The sequence below is a fragment of the Anaeromassilibacillus sp. Marseille-P3371 genome, from assembly GCF_900169665.1.
GTDB lineage: Bacteria > Bacillota > Clostridia > Oscillospirales > Acutalibacteraceae > Anaeromassilibacillus.
The window spans coordinates 1,316,425-1,336,625 of the sequence record NZ_LT835157.1 but is presented as its reverse complement, the minus strand read 5'-3'; the positions used below and the strand labels follow the sequence as shown (position 1 = coordinate 1,336,625).

17 protein-coding genes and 1 tRNA gene are annotated in these 20,201 nt (G+C 46.2%); 13 read left to right on the top strand and 5 right to left on the bottom strand.

Features of this window, described 5'->3' with window-relative positions; genetic code table 11:
- Positions 1-138: 138 nt before the first annotated feature.
- Complete coding sequence (locus B9Y59_RS04705) at positions 139-711, bottom strand: tyrosine-type recombinase/integrase (protein ID WP_085532071.1); 573 nt, start codon at positions 709-711, stop codon at positions 139-141.
- A gap of 349 nt (positions 712-1,060) precedes the next feature.
- Between B9Y59_RS04705 and B9Y59_RS04700 the strand changes: the two genes are divergently transcribed.
- Genes B9Y59_RS04700 through B9Y59_RS04690 form a run of 4 tightly spaced genes read left to right on the top strand, consistent with a single transcriptional unit; the run spans position 1,061 to position 5,049 of the window.
- The gene (locus tag B9Y59_RS04700; protein ID WP_085532069.1) at positions 1,061-2,524 is read left to right on the top strand and encodes a WG repeat-containing protein; all 1,464 of its coding nucleotides are present in this window, start codon (positions 1,061-1,063) and stop codon (positions 2,522-2,524) included.
- A 56-nt stretch (positions 2,525-2,580) separates the two neighbouring features.
- Positions 2,581-3,060 carry a hypothetical protein gene (locus tag B9Y59_RS04695; RefSeq protein WP_085532067.1) on the top strand — a complete coding sequence of 160 codons (480 nt, stop codon included), beginning with the start codon at positions 2,581-2,583 and terminating at the stop codon, positions 3,058-3,060.
- A gap of 19 nt (positions 3,061-3,079) precedes the next feature.
- Complete coding sequence (locus B9Y59_RS15655; protein WP_158088952.1) at positions 3,080-3,247, top strand: hypothetical protein; 168 nt, start codon at positions 3,080-3,082, stop codon at positions 3,245-3,247.
- Positions 3,248-3,258: 11 nt separating this feature from the next.
- Positions 3,259-5,049 (top strand): hypothetical protein, encoded by a 1,791-nt coding sequence (locus B9Y59_RS04690; protein ID WP_085532065.1) that lies wholly within the window; start codon positions 3,259-3,261, stop codon positions 5,047-5,049.
- Positions 5,050-5,349: 300 nt separating this feature from the next.
- Here B9Y59_RS04690 and B9Y59_RS04685 read toward each other — a convergent pair.
- Positions 5,350-5,437: transfer RNA gene (locus tag B9Y59_RS04685), tRNA-Leu, on the bottom strand.
- Between the two features lie 216 nt (positions 5,438-5,653).
- Here B9Y59_RS04685 and B9Y59_RS04680 point away from each other — a divergent pair.
- From B9Y59_RS04680 to rlmH, 4 genes are all read left to right on the top strand, one after another.
- Complete coding sequence (locus tag B9Y59_RS04680) at positions 5,654-7,396, top strand: M23 family metallopeptidase (protein WP_082402202.1); 1,743 nt, start codon at positions 5,654-5,656, stop codon at positions 7,394-7,396.
- Between the two features lie 452 nt (positions 7,397-7,848).
- The gene (locus B9Y59_RS04675) at positions 7,849-9,132 is read left to right on the top strand and encodes a UDP-N-acetylglucosamine 1-carboxyvinyltransferase (RefSeq protein WP_054324111.1); all 1,284 of its coding nucleotides are present in this window, start codon (positions 7,849-7,851) and stop codon (positions 9,130-9,132) included.
- A gap of 70 nt (positions 9,133-9,202) precedes the next feature.
- Positions 9,203-9,997, top strand: coding sequence for an MBL fold metallo-hydrolase (locus tag B9Y59_RS04670; RefSeq protein ID WP_054324148.1), 795 nt, complete (start codon positions 9,203-9,205; stop codon positions 9,995-9,997).
- 7 nt (positions 9,998-10,004) lie between these two features.
- On the top strand, positions 10,005-10,484 hold the full coding sequence (gene rlmH / locus B9Y59_RS04665) for a 23S rRNA (pseudouridine(1915)-N(3))-methyltransferase RlmH (RefSeq protein ID WP_054324149.1): 480 nt from the start codon (positions 10,005-10,007) through the stop codon (positions 10,482-10,484).
- A 90-nt stretch (positions 10,485-10,574) separates the two neighbouring features.
- Here rlmH and feoB read toward each other — a convergent pair whose 3' ends face one another.
- Positions 10,575-12,719, bottom strand: a complete 2,145-nt coding sequence (feoB, locus tag B9Y59_RS04660) for a ferrous iron transport protein B (protein WP_085532063.1) — start codon at positions 12,717-12,719, stop codon at positions 10,575-10,577.
- 87 nt (positions 12,720-12,806) lie between these two features.
- Complete coding sequence (locus B9Y59_RS04655; protein WP_054324112.1) at positions 12,807-13,046, bottom strand: FeoA family protein; 240 nt, start codon at positions 13,044-13,046, stop codon at positions 12,807-12,809.
- A gap of 102 nt (positions 13,047-13,148) precedes the next feature.
- Between B9Y59_RS04655 and B9Y59_RS04650 the strand changes: the two genes are divergently transcribed.
- From B9Y59_RS04650 to B9Y59_RS04630, 5 genes are all read left to right on the top strand, one after another.
- Positions 13,149-13,577, top strand: a complete 429-nt coding sequence (locus B9Y59_RS04650) for a metal-dependent transcriptional regulator (protein WP_085532061.1) — start codon at positions 13,149-13,151, stop codon at positions 13,575-13,577.
- Positions 13,578-13,749: 172 nt separating this feature from the next.
- Positions 13,750-14,358: an HAD family hydrolase gene (locus B9Y59_RS04645; protein ID WP_085532059.1), complete on the top strand. Its 609-nt coding sequence runs from the start codon at positions 13,750-13,752 to the stop codon at positions 14,356-14,358.
- A 654-nt stretch (positions 14,359-15,012) separates the two neighbouring features.
- Complete coding sequence (locus B9Y59_RS04640; protein WP_085532057.1) at positions 15,013-16,479, top strand: MBOAT family O-acyltransferase; 1,467 nt, start codon at positions 15,013-15,015, stop codon at positions 16,477-16,479.
- Positions 16,480-16,493: 14 nt separating this feature from the next.
- Positions 16,494-17,852 (top strand): DHHW family protein, encoded by a 1,359-nt coding sequence (locus B9Y59_RS04635; RefSeq protein ID WP_085532055.1) that lies wholly within the window; start codon positions 16,494-16,496, stop codon positions 17,850-17,852.
- Between the two features lie 151 nt (positions 17,853-18,003).
- Positions 18,004-18,732: an SGNH/GDSL hydrolase family protein gene (locus tag B9Y59_RS04630; protein WP_085532053.1), complete on the top strand. Its 729-nt coding sequence runs from the start codon at positions 18,004-18,006 to the stop codon at positions 18,730-18,732.
- A 184-nt stretch (positions 18,733-18,916) separates the two neighbouring features.
- Here B9Y59_RS04630 and purD read toward each other — a convergent pair whose 3' ends face one another.
- Positions 18,917-20,185, bottom strand: coding sequence for a phosphoribosylamine--glycine ligase (gene purD / locus B9Y59_RS04625; protein ID WP_085532051.1), 1,269 nt, complete (start codon positions 20,183-20,185; stop codon positions 18,917-18,919).
- Positions 20,186-20,201 lie beyond the last annotated feature (16 nt).

The following is a 20,201-nucleotide window of genomic DNA, read 5'->3' as shown; positions in this document are numbered from 1 at the left end:
CGAACATCGCATAAAAGCGTGAATTATATTAGCAAGACACTACTATCGTAGCACAATTTTTGCTTTTTGGGTAGAATTGACTTTATAAACATGAGCGAGTTTTCCACAGGCCACAGGGACAAGGTTGCAGTTCTCTCGCTAGAACAATTCCATCCTCAGATACGCCCGATCCAGATCGTCCTGCGCCACACCTAAGTATCGCCTCGTTACCTCATAATTGCTGTGGTTGTAGATATGCATGATAACTACCGGCGAGATTTCCTTACTCGTCCAAGCGTGGTAACCCCATGTTTTTCTCAGGCTGTGACAGGAGATTTTGCCCTCTACACCCACCGCCATTACTGCCGCATGGATGATCCGCCACGCTTGTACCCGGCTGATGGCCTTGCCCTCCTTGCGGTTGCTCACAAAAATAAAATCGCCACGCCTGTGCGGAAAATACAGGCGCAGCGCTTGGAGAACCTGTTTGTTTAGGGCGATGGTTTTGGTCTTCTTGGTTTTCTTCTCAATGATGGTGATGTGGGTGCGAAAGGTGCTATGTAACTCGTCATACACGTCCGACCATCTGAGCCGGAGCAGATCGCTGATGCGGAGCGCCGTGCTCGTTCCTATAACGATGAGCGTATAGTTCCGAAGCTGGCCGCGTTTCAGGAAGTAGTCGGCCAGAGCCTTTAGCTGTTTCTTGTCTCTAATTGGTTCTGTAGCTGCCATAATTATAAATTAAGCCCCCTTGTCAAAGATACGTTCCAGTATAGCGTATCCTTTGGCAAGGGGGCTATGTATCATTCTAAATCTACAGATACCATTCTACCATTAAATGCGATGAGATTCAACGGAAAATCGACCCCTTATGGCAAGTTTTTCATAATGATTTTGGTAATTGAACCAACAGAGATGGCTGCTACCGTTGTTTCTCCCGGTAAAAAGGTAACGCTTGATTTATTGTGTTACATCCGGCTGTAGAGGCGGGATTTTTGTTAGAAAGTTGCCTTTTCCGCTCCACCTATACCGGCAGTGATAACAGCTCTTCTAATCAGACAAAGCCAAGGGGGACAACCATATGAAGAATAGAATAATCGCACTGGCGCTGTGCGCCGGAATGCTGCTTTTGGGCGGCTGCGCCTCACATGATGAAGCTGGGGCTGGCAGTGGGGATGCCAACGAAGCAAATGGCGGACAGGCGGTTAATTCTCCATCCACCACCGAGCAGGCACAACCCGAAGATACAAGGACATCTTTTGAGAAACTGTTTGATGACGGCCCACTGCTCGTGCAAGACCCCGATGGATATGGCTGGGGGTATATCGACGCCACTGGTAATTATGCGATTGAACCTAAGTTCAACCTTGCCTATGAGTTCCAGGAGAATGGGTTAGCATTGGTTAATGACCTTGAGACTAAAATGTGGGGTTACATCAATACCTCCGGCGAGTACGTCATAGAGCCGCAATTCTCGGATGCCACTCAATTCGATGAGAACGGATACGCCTCTGTTGTTGTCGCCCAAACCAAATGCGGCGGAATTATCAACGAATCGGGCGAGTATGTGATCGAACCGGAGCATTACGGGGGGATTGGCAGCTTCTCTGAGGGCTTTGTGGTGGCCGGATCGTCTGGCTACCAATACTATCTCAACGAATCTGGAGAGGTGCAGTTTTCTCTCAACTTCCAAGAAGCCTATGATTTTGTTGATGGTTGGGCGGTAGTAAATCACCGAGGCTTCCTCGGCTATATCAGCACTGAAGGTGAGCACCGTATATTTAGCGATGTAAAAGATGTCTTTGGGTTCAATAACGGGCGGGCGTTTGTACAACTGGCAAACGGTAAATATAAGCTGATTGATGAGAACTTGGAGTATGTCACGGATACCGAGTTTGACGATGTACCAATGTCCAACTCCCTTGGTGGCGGCAAGGGTGCTGCCAGATGGTATGACGGCATTTGCTTTGTCGGTATGGAGACACAACTGGCAGACGGAAGTACGATGATTTGCTATTATGCCATCAACACAGATGGAGAAATCATATTCCCCACCGATAATAAGCATATTCGCAGCATTGATCAGTTCCGAGAAGGATATGCCACCGCCCTAGATGCAGATACCACCAAATGGGGCATCATTGACAGGAACGGAAATTGGACTGTATCGCCTCAATATGAAACAATAGCTATCCCCGTAAACGGTGTCTATCTCGTTGGTAATATGTCTACCTCAGACTATAAATATATTGATTCAGACGGAAATGTCGTGCTGGATTCTGTGAACCCTGATGTCGTATTTTCCGGAGGCTACCGAGACATTTTGCAGGTGAGACTCCGCGATAGCGATTACGACACGGTCAACCAACATTACAGCTTTGTCGATCATGATGGGAACTTCATTACAGACCTTATGTTTGAGGACGCGATGTCCTTCTCTCTTGATTCCAGCTATGCCAAGGTTAAGTATAACGGCCTCTGGGGGTTCATTGATGGCGAGGGGAATTGGCTGATTGAGCCGCAGTTCCAAAGTATCGGCAGATAAGGCCATCAGGCTGAAAAGCAGATAAATCCGGTATGATGTGATAAGAGGTGTGACCAATGACTATTTTTCTTGTTTTTGTTATCGCTGCGGTGCTGATTGGCGCGAGCTATTATTACAATAAGCAAAAAACCGCCAAAATGGCTGCGGAAGGCAAGATTATTGAGCGGAAGGGCGGCTTCCACGAGCAGATGCAAGAGTTTACGCTGGCTCCCGTTGATCCTGATCTGCTGACGCAGAAACTCAAAGCTTTGCCGTATTCCGATATGAACGTCGCCATGAACGGCGACAGCGCCAAGCAGATTTTCCGTTTCACCCATTCAACCTTTGAAGCCCAGCTCGCCCGTGTCGCCAACGATGCGGAGAAGAGTGTATATGTGTTCAAGTTTAACCGCTGGACAGCCAATAAGCTTGGCGCACCGCTTGGATACTACAAGATGAATATGCTCCAAACCGCAATTGAGAAAATGTTTTTAAGCCTCGATCCCAAGACGCAGGTACGCTCAAAGGCAATGCAGACCAAAACCGAGATATGGTAAATAACAGGAGGAACACACTATGGAAACTTTGATTATCATCGGACTCATCGCATTCTTTGCCGTTGTCGGGATTCTTCGCCGCGTGATCGTCAGAAAAGGCGGCGACGCCATTGACAACGCCATCAAGCGCCGCATGAACGAGAAAAAAGGCGACACGACAGAAAACCTGTCTGATCGGTACAAATAGGAGGCGGTGCTATGAGAAAAATAGCTCTATTTTTGGCTCTATGCCTGAGTTTATCTTTACTTGGCGGCTGTGCAAAAGGTGACAGCACTGCTGCTGCGCCTTCGTCAAGCACGCCGGAAGCAGCACCCTCGGACGGCTCTACAGAGAATGAGCCGCTTTTTGCTGGTGATTTGGAGGATTACGATTTTTCTTCCTCTGCGGAGTCAGGCGTTAATGCTTTTAATCTACAGCTGCTTCATGCCCAGAAGTTTTCTGAGGGGCTCGCTTGGGTGCAGTATGAGGATGAAACCGGCAGCCTCGTTACTTCTGTCATCAATACGGACGGCACAATTTGCTTCTCTCTGCCCGATGGTGTTGAACCTAGTTACATGGCGCCGTTTGTTGATGGATATTCTTTCTATCGGGTCGGCGATTCCTATACGTCTTCTTATGAAGTAGCAATAGACCAAGATGGTAATGAATACTATCGGACAAGCAACTCCGACGACGCTAAAAGTTGGGAGCATATCATTGGCCAGCATGACGGTCAGTATATTTGTCTTGTAGAGAAAAACGGATTAGAAGACATCGAGTTTATCTTTACACTCATGCAACCGGATGGCACACAAATTAGCAGCTGCTCGTGCGGTTCAACCTCTCCGCTATGGACGAACTCTGTTGAGGCATTTGGCGAGGTCGAATATTATGGAGAAGGTTGGTATAGTGCTGGCGAATACTATAATGTCGTGGGGACTCCCCACATCACATACTTTAACTTTGATAAGCAAAGAGTGCTTATCGGGCAGGAACGGGCGGTTGGCGTTTTAGCTGGAGAGTTTGTGAACGGAGAAATCCCCAGCCTGACCACTTTCTATAACGTTGATGGACAGTGTATCTTGAACACCGATCTTGAGGTAGTACGCGAATACGACTTTGGAGCGTTAATAAACTATGCTTCGGACACGCTATTGTATTTAGAAGACCTTGAGTCAGGCGTGTACAAACCGGGGGTATTTGAATATTACGATTATTGGGGAAACCATATTTGCAGTGTCACCGATTATCCAGAGCTAAGAAAATTGTGCGGAACCTTTTATGGCGACTATGCCGTGATCTGCATTAAGGGAGCGGACGATGACACTTATGTAACGGCTATAGATCGGCAGGGAAAAATCCAATTTGAACCCTACGACCTAGTGGTTAATGGAGATAGCTCCGAAGAATATGTGATTTCCCGAGTCTATGATGGCTACATCGTACTTATGGATCCCACCGGATCTTATGCCATGATGGATCTGAATGGCGACATTGTCCATTCGATCGCAGATGACTTCCCGAACTGTGAGATAGTCCATATAGGCTATTACAGCGAGGGCTACCTCATAGTTACATATACTTCAGGGGATACCGAGTACATGAGTTATTATCCTGTTAAGGAGGCCGCAGCCGCTGGGGATTCGGTTTATGATGTGGGCAGTTTATCCGTTTCCGCAGAGGCCAGCGGCAACCCTGACTATAATCCCGAAGAATATGGTTTTATGTTTATCAGCGATTTCTCCATCGAGGGCAAATGGAAGAGCGTCGGCGATTCCGGCTTTGGGCAAGCCCAGCCGGGAGCGATTGTGGCCTTTGACGGCACAAACTGCAACTTCTTCAGTCCCAAGGACACCTATGCGCTCTACCAAGACGGGGATACATACAAGCTGGATGTGACCAGCTACCTGTTCGCAGACACGCTGACCTTTACCGTCAATACCGTTTCCGAAGACTATATTGTAATCACAAGCGGGCAAACGGTGACAACTCTGGAGAGAGTAGAATAGTAAAGCAAGCAAGGACTGTAGCCTCCCCGCTACAGTCCTTGCTTGCTTTGGGGCCATCATAAATTGGTGCAGCATCAGAAAAAGTGGTGCAGAGAAAAACATCCGTGTCAGAAGTGGTGCGATAGGTTCATCGTCAAGATCGGCCTTTTTCTTCCGCTCACAAAAATGGTGCAGCGTTATCTCTAAGTGAAATCCAGAGCAATCAAAAACGAACATAAAAAAGCGGGACACCCCTGTTATTCACAGGGGTGTCCCATAACTTTGCGCCGCTATGCGATATCCATAGACGACGTCCTAATGTGGTGCGAGGGGGGGGACTTGAACCCCCATGAGCTAAGCGCTCACTAGAACCTGAATCTAGCGCGTCTGCCAATTCCGCCACTCTCGCATTTATTCCACTTTTGTTCCAGTCTCTCTCGACTGCTCGGTTAGTATAGCATATTGAAAAACAAATTGTCAAGCATTCTTTGCAAAAAATTGAAGGTTTTTTGACAGGTTTGCGATAATTCGAAAAAAGGGTTGCAAATTTGTAACTTTTCGTGTATGATAAGCGCAACCACATTACAAACTTGTAACCAATTTATGAACATGAAAGGAAATAGCTATGCGATTCCCCAAAATCGTCACTGGGAAAGGAGCCGCAGAGCAGCGTATTGCGCATTATCATGGGCTGATCAAACAGCATATACAGTCCTTTAGGGCTACAGGTTATGCGTTTCTTTATATTGTTGGCATCCAATCGATTCGCATTTTAAAGCGCTTGCGCCGCCGAATACATCGGTTCTTTTTACCGGCTACGAATTTGATAAAACAAATCTACGCTAAGACGCTAGGACGGCAGTTGGCAAGACTTTTGAAAGAACTGCATTCTATTCGCGAGGGGTTCACCATTGCGGGAAAGCGTCTCCGAGAGGCCAAGCGCCAAAGTATGGGACAGGCTTTGAAGGAATCCGTCAAAGTGACGGGGAAAAGCCTTGTACGGCACAAAAAATTCGTATGTGGAATTTTAAATATTGCCGCTCCTCTGGGCGCACTGGCCTTACTAATTTTTACGGTCCAGTATTGGAACGGATTAAACTACGGCTTAGTCTTAACCTATGATGGGCAGGAAATTGCTACCATTCAAGATGAGAATATATTCGAACAGGCTACTGAAATGGTCAATCAACGTATGATCCACGATGTAGAGGGAGAAGACACACAGGTGGAGATTACACCGACTTTTAAGCTTTCTGTTGTGGATGAAAACCGTTATTCAGCTGCCAGCGCTGTTTGTGATTTGATTATTAAACAGTCGGACGGTATCATTGAAGAGGCCAGTGGACTTTATGTGGACGGCGAGTTGATTGGCGCCGTAAAAAGCAGCGCCGATTTGCGATACATTCTACAAAATATTTTGAACGATGCAAAAGGGGACGACACTCAGGCAGAAGCCGCCTTTGCGCAGAATGTAGAAACCGTCAGTGGTCTATTCCCTACCAACAGCATTATGACCACAGAGCAGATGGAGAGCCTATTGACTGGTACCGAAAAGGATGCAGTCCTTTATACCGTCAAAGCTGGCGACACTGCAACTTCAATTGCACAAACCCACAATCTGTCTTTAACAGAGCTTGCCAGTATCAACCAGCTGAGCGATATCGACGTTCTCCATGAGGGAGATCTGATTAACATTGAAATGGCTGTTCCCAAGCTCAGCGTCAATATCATGAAGGAGCAATCCTATGATGTAGAAATTCCTTACAAAACCATTACGCAAAAGGATGACGGGCAATATACAGACTATTCTAAGGTTCTTACGGAAGGTGTCAATGGGTTACAGCACTGTGTGGATAAGGTCACCTATCTCAACGGTGTGGAAGTTGGGCGTGAAAATTTGAGTACAACTGTCCTGGAAGAACCCGTGGACAAGGTCGTTGTGACAGGAACGAAAAAACGTCCAAAGACCGCAGAGCCCGGTGTCAGCACCGGCAGTATGATGTGGCCGGTTCCTTCCCTGCACACCATCACAACCGGTTTCGAATATCGATGGGGCAGCTTCCACAGCGGTATTGATATTTCTGGAAGTGGCGCCTATGGAAAGACAATCGTTGCAGCAGATGGCGGGACGGTTACAGCGGCCGGATATTCGGGAAGCTATGGCCTGCGTGTTCAGATCAATCATGGAAATGGTTTGCAGACTTTATATGGGCACTGCAGCAAACTTCTTGTCTCACCCGGGCAGAAAGTGGCGAAAGGACAGGCAATTGCACTTGTGGGAAGCACTGGTAATTCCACTGGACCACACTGCCACTTTGAAGTCTACAAAAACGGCACTCGTGTGAATCCATTTAATTATGTAAAGTAATCACTTAAGCGACATTTCATCTAAAACAGGGATGAAATGCCGCTTTTTTCTTATTTTTTTATAAGCAGCCCGTATTTATCAAACAAAATTATGTAAATCTCAAAAAAACTTACATTTTTTGGTACAACGAAGATTCCCTCTTCCTCCAATTTTTATTTACATTCACAAACTTTGGCAGAATGAATCCCTTCCCTTGACTTTTAACGCGGGGTGTATTATGATCTTTAGGAGTGAAGGTGCAAGACTTGCCCTTTTTCTTTGTGATTTAAGGAGAATTTTTCTTTGAAAATTTGTAAATATTAACAGCCTGCCCTATCATTAAATCTGCTATTTCGGTAAAAGCTAGTGATGCTTTTCTTTTGTGTATAGCATTGGGCAAGGCAGCATATGGAATCTATTTTCATATGCCGTGGGATAGACGTATGTCGATTATAAGATTGGAGCGTGCCGCATTGGATAAATTTGTTATTACTGGTGGCAATCGGCTTACCGGAGAGGTAACGATCAGCGGTGCAAAGAATGCCGCGATTGCAATCATTCCTGCAGCAATTCTTTCAGACGGCGTATGCCGGATTGAAAATATACCCAATATTACGGATGTAAGTTCCATCACCCGTATTCTTTATGACATGGGCGCACAAGTTCGCACCATTGACAAAACAACGATTGAGATTGACCCCCGTAAAATTCACACTTGCGTAGCGTCCTATGAGCTCGCCAAGCATATTCGCGGATCGTATTATCTGCTCGGTGCTCTTTTGGGGCGCTTTTCTCACGCGGTCGTTACGATGCCTGGCGGTTGTGATTTTGGGGTTCGCCCGATCGACCAGCACCTGAAGGGATTTGCTGCTCTGGGCGCTTCCTACAAATTGGATGGCGGTATGGTGGATGTGCAAGCTGAACAGCTCAAGGGCAGCCATATCTATCTCGACGTGGTCTCCGTGGGCGCGACCGTCAATATTATTTTGGCGGCGGTGCGCGCGAAGGGCATGACTGTAATTGAAAATGCGGCAAAAGAGCCGCACATCGTGGATCTTGCCAATTTCTTAAATTCCATGGGCGCAGATATCCGCGGCGCTGGTACGGATGTCATCAAGATCTATGGCGTCGATCGTTTAAATGGAACCACGTATTCCATCATTCCCGATCAAATTGAGGCTGGAACCTATATGGTTGCTGCAGCAGCAACCAGCGGCGACGTTTTGATTAAAAATGTGATTCCCAAGCATTTGGAATCCATCACTGCGAAGTTGGAAGAAATGGGTGTTGAAGTCACCGAATACGACGATTCCATCCGTGTCCGCCGTGAAGGAGCTCTCAACAAGTGTAATATTAAGACGATGCCTCATCCAGGCTTTCCCACCGATATGCAGCCACAAATTGCAGTCTTGCTATCCATCGCAAACGGCACAAGTATCATCAACGAGAGTGTGTGGGACAATCGTTTCCGCTATGTGGAAGAGCTGAAACGGATGGGGGCGCAGATCTCTGTAGACGGTCGGCTGGCAGTAATCGAAGGTGTGGAGCATCTATCGGCAGCACCGGTGAAAGCAACCGATCTCCGTGCAGGGGCTGCTATGATGATCGCGGCACTCTGTGCGCAAGGGACTTCCCAAGTGGAAGACATTCAGCACATTGAACGTGGCTATGAAAATATTGAAGAGAAATTGTGCCATCTTGGTGCTGACATCAAGCGTGTTCATATGTCAGAACCTGTGATTGCACGGGCGATTTAAAAAGACCAGAGTGGCGGTCCGCTAAAGTGGACCGTCCATTTTGCTATAGAAAGGGCGGTTGGCTCTCCCCTTGGCAAGATTTTGTCCGCTTTTTAGCGGAAGCAGTGGCAATGCTTATTATATAGGGTCCTCCCATGCGGGCGTTTTAATCGATGTTGGGCGTTCTGCCAAACAAATGGTACATATGCTGGACACATGCGGGATTGACCAAAAGGCTATTCAGGCCATATTTATTACTCATGAACATTCCGATCATATCAAGGGATTGCGTGTGTTTGCATCCCGTTTTCATATTCCTGTTTATTCGTCAAGAGGGACGTTGACCGCTCTCTTGGAAATGGGTTGCTTAAAAGGAGATTTTCCCGTGGAAGAGATTACGCCCAACGGGATCGAATGTGCCGGTATGCTGATTCAGCCTTTCCGAACCCCGCACGACAGCGCAGAAAGCGTTGGATACCGTGTATTTACAGCAGATGGCCGCAGTGCTGCGGTCTCTACGGACTTGGGATATATGACCGATACCGTGCGCAGCGCCCTTTGCGGCTCTGATCTAATTGCGATTGAATCCAATCACGATGTGGGTATGCTGCGCAACGGCCCCTATCCCTATCCGCTTAAACGAAGAATCCTCTCCCAAACTGGCCATTTAAGCAACTTGGCTTGTGCTGATGAATTATATCATTTTGCAGAACAGGGGACCACACGATTTGTTCTAGCGCATCTCAGCGCAGAGAACAATACGCCAGAACTCGCGTATCAAACCTCCGTATGTTCACTCGCTCTCTGCGGGATGAAAGAAGGAGCCGACTATACACTCCACGTTGCTCCCCGTGAAAACAGCATGGGGAAAACCATTCTATTCTGAGGGATTTATGCTCAACATCCAACTAATTTGTATTGGAAAATTGAAAGAAGCCTATTGGCGGGAGGCCTGCGCAGAATATGCAAAACGGCTTTCTGCTTTTTGCCGGTTTTCGATTTTAGAACTGCCAGAGAGCCGTCTTCCTGAAACTCCTTCCCGCGCACAAATCGAAGCTGCTCTACAAATCGAAGCAGATAAGATTGTTTCTTCTGTTGGAAACTCGCCTTTTATTGCTCTCTGTATTGAGGGAAAAATGCTTTCCTCAGAACAGCTTGCGGAGAAAATTGGTTCCATGGCGGTCAATGGAGCCAGCCGGCTTTGTTTTGTAATCGGAAGTTCGTTCGGATTAAGCGAATCTATAAAAAATGCCGCTGTATTGCGCTTGTCCATGTCTCCGATGACTTTTCCGCATCAAATGGCCCGTGTGATGTTATGTGAACAGACCTATCGTGCATTTCAAATTTTAAACCACGGAAAGTATCACAAGTGAATGAGCAACAGTCTCGAAGAAAATACAGGTGCCTCTGTTGGTTCTCAATCGTGCATTGGGAACCAACAGAGGCTTTTTATTCATTGTGCTTTATGCCCATCCCAGCATGCGAGCTGTTCCAGCGACCAAAAAACAGACCAGCATTCCAACCACCGTTGGAACGGCAAATGAAACCGCTGTCCATTTGAAACTTTTGGTTTCTTTTGCAATCGTCATACAGGTCGTGGAACATGGCCAGTGCATTAGAGAAAACAACATCGTACATACCGCTGTCAGCCAAGTCCACCCATTATCCACCAAGAGTGTATGCAACTGCGTCAAGTCGCTCATATCCGTTAGGCTCCCCGTCGCCATATAAGTCATAATGATAATTGGGACTACGATCTCATTCGCCGGAAAACCTAAAATGAACGCAAGCAGAATGACTCCGTCCAGGCCGAGTAATTGGGCAAAGGGGTCCAAAAAGGCAGCACAGTGTGCAAGAAGGCTGGCATCTCCATATTGAACATTTGCTAATATCCAAATAATCAATCCAGCCGGAGCGGCTACTACCACGGCTCTTCCAAGAACAAAAAGCGTTCGATCAAATATAGAGCGGACAATCACCTTTCCGATCTGTGGCCGGCGATAAGGTGGAAGCTCCAATGTAAAGGAAGATGGAATTCCCTTTAAAATGGTCCCGGATAAAAGGCGCGACACGAAAAAAGTCATCACAATTCCCAGAACGATGACTCCCGTCAAAATCAATGTTGAAAGTATAGAACCTCCCATCCCGGCTGTCCCAATAAAGAACATTGTAATGATGGCAATCATAGTAGGGAATCTCCCATTACAGGGGACAAAGGAGTTGGTAATCATGGCGATCAACCGTTCCCGAGGAGAATCAATGATCCGGCAGCCCACTATTCCAGCAGCATTACAACCAAACCCCATACACATTGTCAATGCCTGCTTTCCACAGGCATGCGCTTTTTTGAAATATTTATCCAGATTAAACGCGACACGAGGTAGATAACCTAGATCTTCTAAAAGTGTAAACAAAGGGAAAAAAATTGCCATCGGAGGCAACATCACAGATACAACCCATGCCAAAACACGGTAAACGCCTTCCACCAGCATACTTCGTAGCCATACCGGGGCACCTATGGCAATAAACCAATCCATTAGGCGGTCCTGAATCCAAAATAGGCCGTCTGAGAGAAGCTGAGATGGATAATTGGCGCCTGTAATTGTCAACCAGAAGATCACACCTAAAAGAAGCAACATCACGGGAAATCCTGTCCATTTGCTGGTGAGGATTCGATCGATCTTCTGATCGCGCAATTCACGTTTTGTTTTTTCATGTACCACTACACCGTCGCAAATCTCTTCCGCCTTGCGAACAATACAGGATACAATTTGATCCCGTAAATCCTCTTGTGAAACTCCCCTGTTTCGCAGGCAGTTTTTCGCCTCCTGTAATTTTTCAGCCACATCTTCTTCTGCTATCAGGTCGAACCCCAGGGCATCGTTCAATGAACGGATCAGAGCGGTATCATAGTCTAGCAAACGCAGTGAGATCCAACGCGCGTTATAATCTTCTCCACAAGCTGCTGCAACGGCAGGTTGTAAGAGGGATATAGCATCTTCAATCGGACGAATATAAGATACCGGAATCGAGGGCTTAGGGGGACAATCCAACTGTTCACAAACGGCATGCATAAGGGCGTCTAATCCTTTTCGGCTTCGGGCTGCAGCCGGAATGACTGGAACCCCGAGCCTCATTGCGATGCGTTCAAAGTCCAACCGGATTCCCTTGCGTTCCGCTTCATCCATCAGGTTGACGCAGACGACCACATTGCTGGTGATCTCTAAAGCTTGCAGTACTAGATTCAGGTTGCGTTCTAAACAGGTGGCATCGCAGACGACCACAACTGCATCCGGCTTTCCAAAACAAAGGAAATCGCGGGCGACTTCTTCCTCGGCAGAATGCGCCATCAAAGAATAACAACCAGGAATATCCACCATAATGAAGGGGCGACCCTGATATGTACAGGTTCCCTGTGCATTGGTCACGGTCTTTCCCGGCCAGTTTCCGGTATGTTGATTCATTCCCGTCAATTCGTTAAAAACGGTACTCTTCCCCACATTTGGATTTCCCGCTAAAGCGATTACTCGGTCGTTTTCACTCTGTCTTTTTACCACTAATCCCATATCTACAGCCTTTATTCCTGTAGAACCACTGGTCAAGCCCAAACTCATCACCCCATTTTAAAAATTGGCAGTACAAAGGAGGCGGGAAGCACTTCCCCGCCTCCCGGCAAGAATTCAGTCCACAAAAGGTCACCCATTGCACGCTACTAAGATATTAGAAGAATCCTCCGACCGCAGGGCAATTAATGCACCGCGAATCCGGTAAGCAACCGGGTCCCCTGCGGGACTTTTTTGCACACATTCCACTTCTGTCCCTTCAATCAAACCAATATCCTGCAATCTTCTACGCATGCTCCCCCTGGACAACAGCGAGGATACACGCGCACGTTCTCCCTCTTTTAAATTCATCAGGGAATCTATCTTATACATAAGTGTGTTCACCTCAAAATAAGTATTAGGATGTGGAAACTTTCTTTCCTGCTGCTAATATATGCGTTATGAATGGATGTGTTCCAGAGGGGAGACGCGGATATGGAAATGCCATCAAAGTTTCATACTCAAAAAGGATATGAGCTTGCAGCACAAAGCAAGTTGACAGCCGCCATGGAGGACTATTTAGAAATGATTTGCCGGTTGAGCCGGGACCATGGATACACTCGTGTCCACCTCTTGGCAGAGCACCTCAATGTCAAGCCATCATCCGCATCCAAAATGGTGGACCATTTAAAGGACTCCGGCCTTGTTCAAGCGGAACGATATGGTTGTATCAGTCCCACTGCGGAAGGGGTTGCTCTCGGAGATTACCTCCTTTACCGGCACAATCTACTGAACCAATTTCTCTGTTATATTAACCATTCTGAAAATGAACTTGAGCAAGTTGAACGGATAGAACATTTTATTGATGAGCGAACCGTTCGCAATATTTCATCCTTCTTAAATGAGCGCTCCATACATCCCTAAAAAATGCCAGAAAAACTTCGCTTTCGAAGAAGAGCATGATATAATGAAATTAACTTTTTGACCGTTTTGATTTTCCAATGCTTCTTCCCAAAAGGCTCTATCATAAACTCTTCAGAATGATTCTATAAAGGTTGTCAGAACGTTTAAAGCCATTACAAAGGAGGAATAAAGATTGATTCATCACATTGTTTTTGACATGGGAAATGTTCTGGTGGATTATCGACCCATGGAATATACCCAGCGATTTTTCTCCGATCCAGCGGAAGCAACGCTTGTCTGTCGGGAACTCTTTGATGGTCCCGAATGGCCGTTATTGGATGAAGGAAAAATTGAACCGGAAGTAGCGCTCGCCCAAGTCTGTGGCCGGCTTCCAAAGAATTTGCAGGAACGTGCAAAAGAGCTATTCCACCATTGGTTCGATCAATTGACGATCATCCCTGAAACCAACGAGTTAGGACAGCGATTAAAACAAAAAGGGTACGGTCTTTATATATTGTCGAACGCAGCATACAGCTTTCACCAATACGCTCATAAGATTCCCCTGTTTCCACTATTAAACGGATATATCGTGTCCGCCGATGAAAAGTTGGTCAAACCTAACGTGGCAATCTACCAACTGCTATGTAAGCGGTATCAGTTAGAACCGGAAGAATGCTTCTTTATAGACGATCGCGCAGAAAATGTAGAGGCAGCCAGACAATGTGGAATGTATGCCTATCAATACCAATCCGATGTGCAAGCGCTTTATAGCGCTTTACAAAGGGCTGGTGTAAATATTTAATCGATTATTTCGTGCGTATATAAAGCGACAGTCAGAAAGTTTCTGTCTGTCGCATTTCTTTTTTGTTTGATTTAGCAAAATGGGGTTTCTCCTCTGTGGTGGAGAATCAGAGAGCTTCGATTGCAAGAAAACGAGAACGCTATACTTATCTGAATCACACGCTTCACTATAGGGAAAGGTCATATGAAACATGATTTTCCCTTTTTGATAAATCCACGGGCCTGATTTGTTTAGATTACTACCGGTAATGCAAACGGACGTTAGCATTGGTATAGGAAACATCCTTTTATAGGCTGTGGGGCAAGTCGATATATTTGTTATCTCTCGCGGAAGCTTGCTATTATGAGGTCCCTATAGGGATTGACCCTAAATATTTTATAAAGTACTTCATAATCCGTTGCGGAAGCCCGTTTTCGCTAAACATACAATTTGCCAAAAGATACATAAATTTCCTATTAAGATTGCAAAAAATGGTTTCCAGCCTGATTTTTTTAAAATGATGATCTACGGGCTGTTCATCCCGTGGAAACATGGTACAATAATAAAAGATATTTCCCCTGTCAAAGAAACGAAAAAATTTGGAAATCTCCGTCTTTTTTCATTCCAAAGTCATCTAAAATATATCCTCCAATTTAAGAGAAAGAGTTGTGGTTTATGGTCTTTTCCAATCTGTTCTTCTTGTTTGTGTTTCTCCCGCTCAACTTGTTGTGTTATTCCCTGGCAAAGACGATTCGAACAAGAAACATCATTATGCTGATGTTCTCTCTGTTTTTTTACGCTTGGGGAGAACCAGTATATGTATTTCTTCTGGTTGGAATGGCGCTTGCAGATTGGTTCTTCGCCCGTTTGATTCAAAAAGGGAGAGACGACGGCAAAATGTTCCTTTCCAAAGTCGGGTTAATTGGCGCGCTAATTGTCAGTTTAGGCCTTCTGGGAACCTTTAAATACACAGGATTTCTTGCTGAAACATTCCATCAGTTGACTGGATTTCCATCTGTCATTCCACAAATCGCTTTGCCGATTGGTATCTCGTTTTATACCTTCCAATTAATCTCTTATGTAGTCGATGTTTATCGTGGAGAGGTGGAAGCACAGAAAAAGTTTTGGCTTCTGCTCATGTATGTCAGTCTATTCCACCAATGCATTGCTGGACCAATTGTTCGCTATCAGGATGTCAGTCGCGAAATTCTCTGCCGTAAAGCCTCACGGGAGGAAATCAGCCGCGGCATTAGCCGGTTCTGTACCGGTCTTGCCAAGAAGGCGCTGCTTGCCAATAGTTGTGGAGCCTTAGCAGACACGCTTCTTCTCTCCGATGCAGTCGCTTCAAATGCTGCTTCCCTTTCTCAAAATCTGGCGACGTTGCAGGCACGTCCAGTCCTCTCTCTATGGTTGGGTGTCCTTGCCTTTATGTTTCAGATCTATCTGGATTTTTCCGCTTACTCCGATATGGCGATCGGTATGGGCTTAATGATCGGATTTCATTATAAAGAAAACTTCAATTATCCGTACCTTTCCCGTTCCGTATCTGAATTCTGGCGCCGTTGGCATATTTCTCTGGGTTCCTTCTTCCGCGATTATGTTTATATCCCGTTGGGAGGTAACCGGCGTGGATTGCCCCGAACCATTGCAAATCTATTTATCGTCTGGTTTTTAACCGGCCTGTGGCATGGCGCCAGCTGGAATTTTGTCCTGTGGGGCTTATATTTCTTTGTTTTTATTGCAGTTGAACGCCTCTTCTTGGGAAAACTTCTGGAACGGATTCCCGCCGTATTCTCCCATCTTTATCTTTTGATCATTGTCTTTTTTGGTTGGGCGATTTTCCGCTTCCGCCAGCCGGTCTTGTTGAATACCGTGCTAGGGGGAATGTTTGGCGCAAACGGAAACCCTCTTACCAGCTTTGAATTTAACACGATTTTTCTTAACCATATCTTCTTTCTTCTTGCTGCGGCAATTGCAACCACGCCTTTGCTCAAAAAGCTGGGAGAAAGATGTTCCAATAACCTTCGAACCACGTATGTTTATAATGCTGTGCAGCTATTTGTGCCTCCCCTGCTGCTACTGCTCTCTACAGCAGCGTTGGTGGGCAACAGTTATAACCCGTTCCTGTACTTCCAGTTTTAAAGTGAGGCATTTTGATGAAAAAAAACCACTCTTTTGATGCGCGTAAAATTTTACTCTTTACCATTTCTCTGGGACTGCTCTCGATAGTCTCCTGGATCGTACCGTTGCGGCCGACCTATTCTGAGTTTGAAAAACGGGAGCTGACCAAATTTCCCACATTCAGTATACAGGCCCTTTCAGACGGCAGTTACTTTGACAATATTGATCTCTGGTTCTCGGATACGTTTCCTTTCCGCGATGCACTGATTACTGGTAATAGCTACTTGAAAAAACTGTACGGAATACAGCCTGTGCAGGTAAGCGGAGACGTTGAAGAGGGCGACGCGATTCCTTCCGCGCCTATGCAGCCGCCTGTTTCTTCGCAGGCAACCTCTTCCGAAACGGATGACGGGCTTTCTTCCACCCCAGAGGAAACAGCTTCTTCCTCGCAGACCTCCTCGGAGTCGCCTGCGCCTGAAATAGATGTAACCGGCGAAGTGACACAAAGCCTTGGAGCCGTATTGATTGTTGGAGATAGTGGGTATGAATATTACAACTTCTCCAGAGAGGTAGCGGATCAATACATCGGTATGCTCAACCATACAGCACAAAAATTAGAAGGGTCCGCGCAGGTTTACGACATGGTGGTTCCAACCAGTATGGACATTATCCTACCGGAGAGCTTCCGTCAAAATTTGAATACCTCTTCTCAGAAAGATGCCATCGCCTATATCAGCGGCTCTCTTTCCCCCTCGATCCAATCGGTTCCCATCTATGACACATTGAAAGCCCATGCAGACGAATACATCTATTTCCGAACCGATCATCACTGGACCGCATTGGGCGCATATTACGCCTATCGGTCGTTTGCCGAGTTGAAAGGGATTTCCCCAGTGGAACTTTCCCAGTGCGAAAAGAAAGAATTCAGTGGATTTTTAGGGGCCTTTTATTCGGATACCAATAAGAACCCGGCCCTAACACAGAATCCAGATACTGTTGTAGCCTATGTCCCGCCTGGAACAATTAAAATGCAGTATACCGACAGAGAAGGCAATACCTTCGACTGGCCACTGATTTCCGATGTCTCTAACTGGGCAGCATCCTCCAAATACAGTACTTTTATTGGTGGAGACAATCCCTATACGGTCATTCAAAATGCCGATCTGACGGATGGTTCTTCCTGTCTGGTTATCAAGGAATCCTTTGGCAATGCGTTTATCCCATATCTTGCAGCAAACTATCAGACCGTTCACGTGATTGACTATCGCTATTGGAATGGAAACATTCCTGAATTTGTCAAGTCCAACAACATTCAGGATGTCCTGTTCTTGAACAATGTCTCTGCTACACGGAACGCTTCATTGGTCGGAAAAATGGAATCTCTCACAAAATAATGATTTTATGTATACCATCCGGTATCCTCGTTAAAAATATAAACACCTTTAGATTTGTAAACAATCTTCTAATTCTATCATCTTATTATTGACATTATAATAAACATGATATATAGTATTAAAAACTAGATGTTGTTTAGAGGTGTTTTTAATGACCGATAAAATCTGTGTGTTCGGTGATTCCGTCGCTAAAGGGGTTGTACTGGACAACGTAAAAAATCGATATAGCTTATTAAAAAATAATTTTGCTGACCAATTAGCTGAAATACTTTCCATTTCCGTGACAAACTACGCCAAATTCGGTTGCACGGTAACCAAAGGGTTGGCAATATTAGAAAAACATTTGGACCAAATTCGCAACTACGACTATATTGTTCTGGAATTTGGCGGAAACGACTGTGATTTTGATTGGGCCAAAGTGGCTGAAGCGCCAGCTGCGCCCCAATTGTGTAAAACCCCGCTGAATACCTTTGTGGATACGTATCAAAGGATGGTTCAGCTCATCCGCCAAAATGGCGGTACGCCTCTGATGCTCTCCCTTCCTCCCATCGACGCAGAACGGTACTTCCAGTGGATTTCTCAAGGATTGGATGCCGATGCGATTCTCCGCTTTTTAGGTGATGAGGAACACATCTATCGCTGGCATGAGATGTATAATATGGCGGTATACCGCGTAGCAAGTGCTGAAAAGGTCCCAGTGATCGACATCACATCGGATTTTCTGGAAATGTGTCATTACCAGTCCTGTTTTTGTGACGACGGCATTCATCCCAATGAAAAGGGGCATACTACAATTGCAAAACAGATCGTCCGCTTTGTACAAGGATTTCCAGAAAAAATGCTGCATTTCCCTGCTGCTAAATCCCTGGCCTGTGGTTAACCGCAAGCATCATGTGGTGATTCTCATACACAGCCATTTTAAAAAACGATCGGGGCAGACACTCCAGAGAAAGAGGCGCCTTCTTTGGAGAGGTTTGTTTTAACTCCAGGGTTTTGAAAATCGCATTCAAAAAAGCCCGTTTTGTCCGATTCTCTCAGACAAAACGGGCTTTCCTTTTCATGGATTATTTCGTGATTTTACCAATATCATGGCGATAGTGCGCACCGTCGAAGTGGATTTTATCCACAGCGGCGTACGCCTTTTTTAAGGCTTCCTCAAGAGTAGCGCCCTTTGCAGTAACTCCAAGAACACGACCGCCGTTGGTGTAGAATTTGCCATTCTCCAACTTCGTTCCCGCGTGATAGACTACCGCATCAGCGACTTGGCCATTTTCGTCCAATCCAGTGATTTCCAGCCCCTTGGGATAGGACGCCGGATAACCTCCCGACGCCATAACTACACAGGCTGCCGCTCCATCGTGCCACTCGATGGGTTGTTCCTCCAAACGTTCTTCAATGACCGCCTGCATCACATCCACCAAATCGGTCTTCATCCGTGGGAGTACCACTTGGGCCTCCGGGTCACCAAAACGTGAATTATACTCAATTACCTTTGGACCATCCGGTGTCAGCATCAAGCCAAAATAAAGGCACCCTTTAAAAGGACGGCCCTCTTCTTGCATCGCACGAATGGTTGGAACAAAAATTGTCTCCATACACGTCTGCGCCATGGCCTCCGTATAATGTGGATTCGGGCTGATGGTCCCCATACCACCTGTATTTAAGCCCTGGTCATTGTCTAAGGCGCGTTTGTGATCTTTGCTGGATACCATCGGCTTGACGCTTTTGCCGTCTGTAAACGCCAATACGGACACTTCTGGGCCTGTCAGGAACTCTTCGATCACCACCTGGTTTCCAGAAGCACCAAATGCCTTGTCCTCCATAATCTTCTTGACAGCATCCTTAGCCTCCGTTAAATCGGCCGCAATCAGTACCCCTTTGCCGAGGGCAAGACCATCCGCTTTTACAACAATCGGAAACTGGTTATTCTTTTCAATATAGGCGACCGCCTCTTTGGGATCGCTGAACACCTCATATTTGGCTGTGGGAATCCGATATTTCTTCATCAGATTTTTCGAGAAAACCTTGCTGCTTTCAATCTGTGCCGCCGCTGCATTCGGGCCAAACGCCGGAATTCCGGCTTCCTCAAATCGATCTACCATTCCTGCTGCAAGTGGATCATCCGGCGCAACAAAGACCAGATCGATCTGTTTTTCTTTTGCAAAAGTAACTGCTCCGTCCAAGTCCATCGCAGAAATTGCAACACATTCTGCGTCCTTGGCAATTCCTCCATTGCCGGGAGCACAATAGATTTTATCCACTTTTGGACTTTCCTTTAGTTTGCGGATGATCGCGTGCTCACGCCCGCCTCCGCCAATGACCAATACTTTCATCGTCATCCTCCCGCTT

Excerpts from the sequence above, each read along its gene's own strand:
- B9Y59_RS04695 (WP_085532067.1), top strand. The coding sequence starts at position 2,581 with ATGACTATTTTTCTTGTTTTTGTTATCGCTGCGGTGCTGATTGGCGCG.
- B9Y59_RS04700 (WP_085532069.1), top strand. The coding sequence starts at position 1,061 with ATGAAGAATAGAATAATCGCACTGGCGCTGTGCGCCGGAATGCTGCTT.
- rlmH (WP_054324149.1), top strand. The coding sequence starts at position 10,005 with ATGCTCAACATCCAACTAATTTGTATTGGAAAATTGAAAGAAGCCTAT.
- B9Y59_RS04680 (WP_082402202.1), top strand. The coding sequence starts at position 5,654 with ATGCGATTCCCCAAAATCGTCACTGGGAAAGGAGCCGCAGAGCAGCGT.
- B9Y59_RS04635 (WP_085532055.1), top strand. The coding sequence starts at position 16,494 with ATGAAAAAAAACCACTCTTTTGATGCGCGTAAAATTTTACTCTTTACC.
- B9Y59_RS04640 (WP_085532057.1), top strand. The coding sequence starts at position 15,013 with ATGGTCTTTTCCAATCTGTTCTTCTTGTTTGTGTTTCTCCCGCTCAAC.
- B9Y59_RS04630 (WP_085532053.1), top strand. The coding sequence starts at position 18,004 with ATGACCGATAAAATCTGTGTGTTCGGTGATTCCGTCGCTAAAGGGGTT.
- B9Y59_RS04655 (WP_054324112.1), bottom strand. The coding sequence starts at position 13,046 with ATGTATAAGATAGATTCCCTGATGAATTTAAAAGAGGGAGAACGTGCG.
- B9Y59_RS15655 (WP_158088952.1), top strand. The coding sequence starts at position 3,080 with ATGGAAACTTTGATTATCATCGGACTCATCGCATTCTTTGCCGTTGTC.
- B9Y59_RS04690 (WP_085532065.1), top strand. The coding sequence starts at position 3,259 with ATGAGAAAAATAGCTCTATTTTTGGCTCTATGCCTGAGTTTATCTTTA.
- B9Y59_RS04705 (WP_085532071.1), bottom strand. The coding sequence starts at position 711 with ATGGCAGCTACAGAACCAATTAGAGACAAGAAACAGCTAAAGGCTCTG.
- B9Y59_RS04650 (WP_085532061.1), top strand. The coding sequence starts at position 13,149 with ATGGAAATGCCATCAAAGTTTCATACTCAAAAAGGATATGAGCTTGCA.
- purD (WP_085532051.1), bottom strand. The coding sequence starts at position 20,185 with ATGAAAGTATTGGTCATTGGCGGAGGCGGGCGTGAGCACGCGATCATC.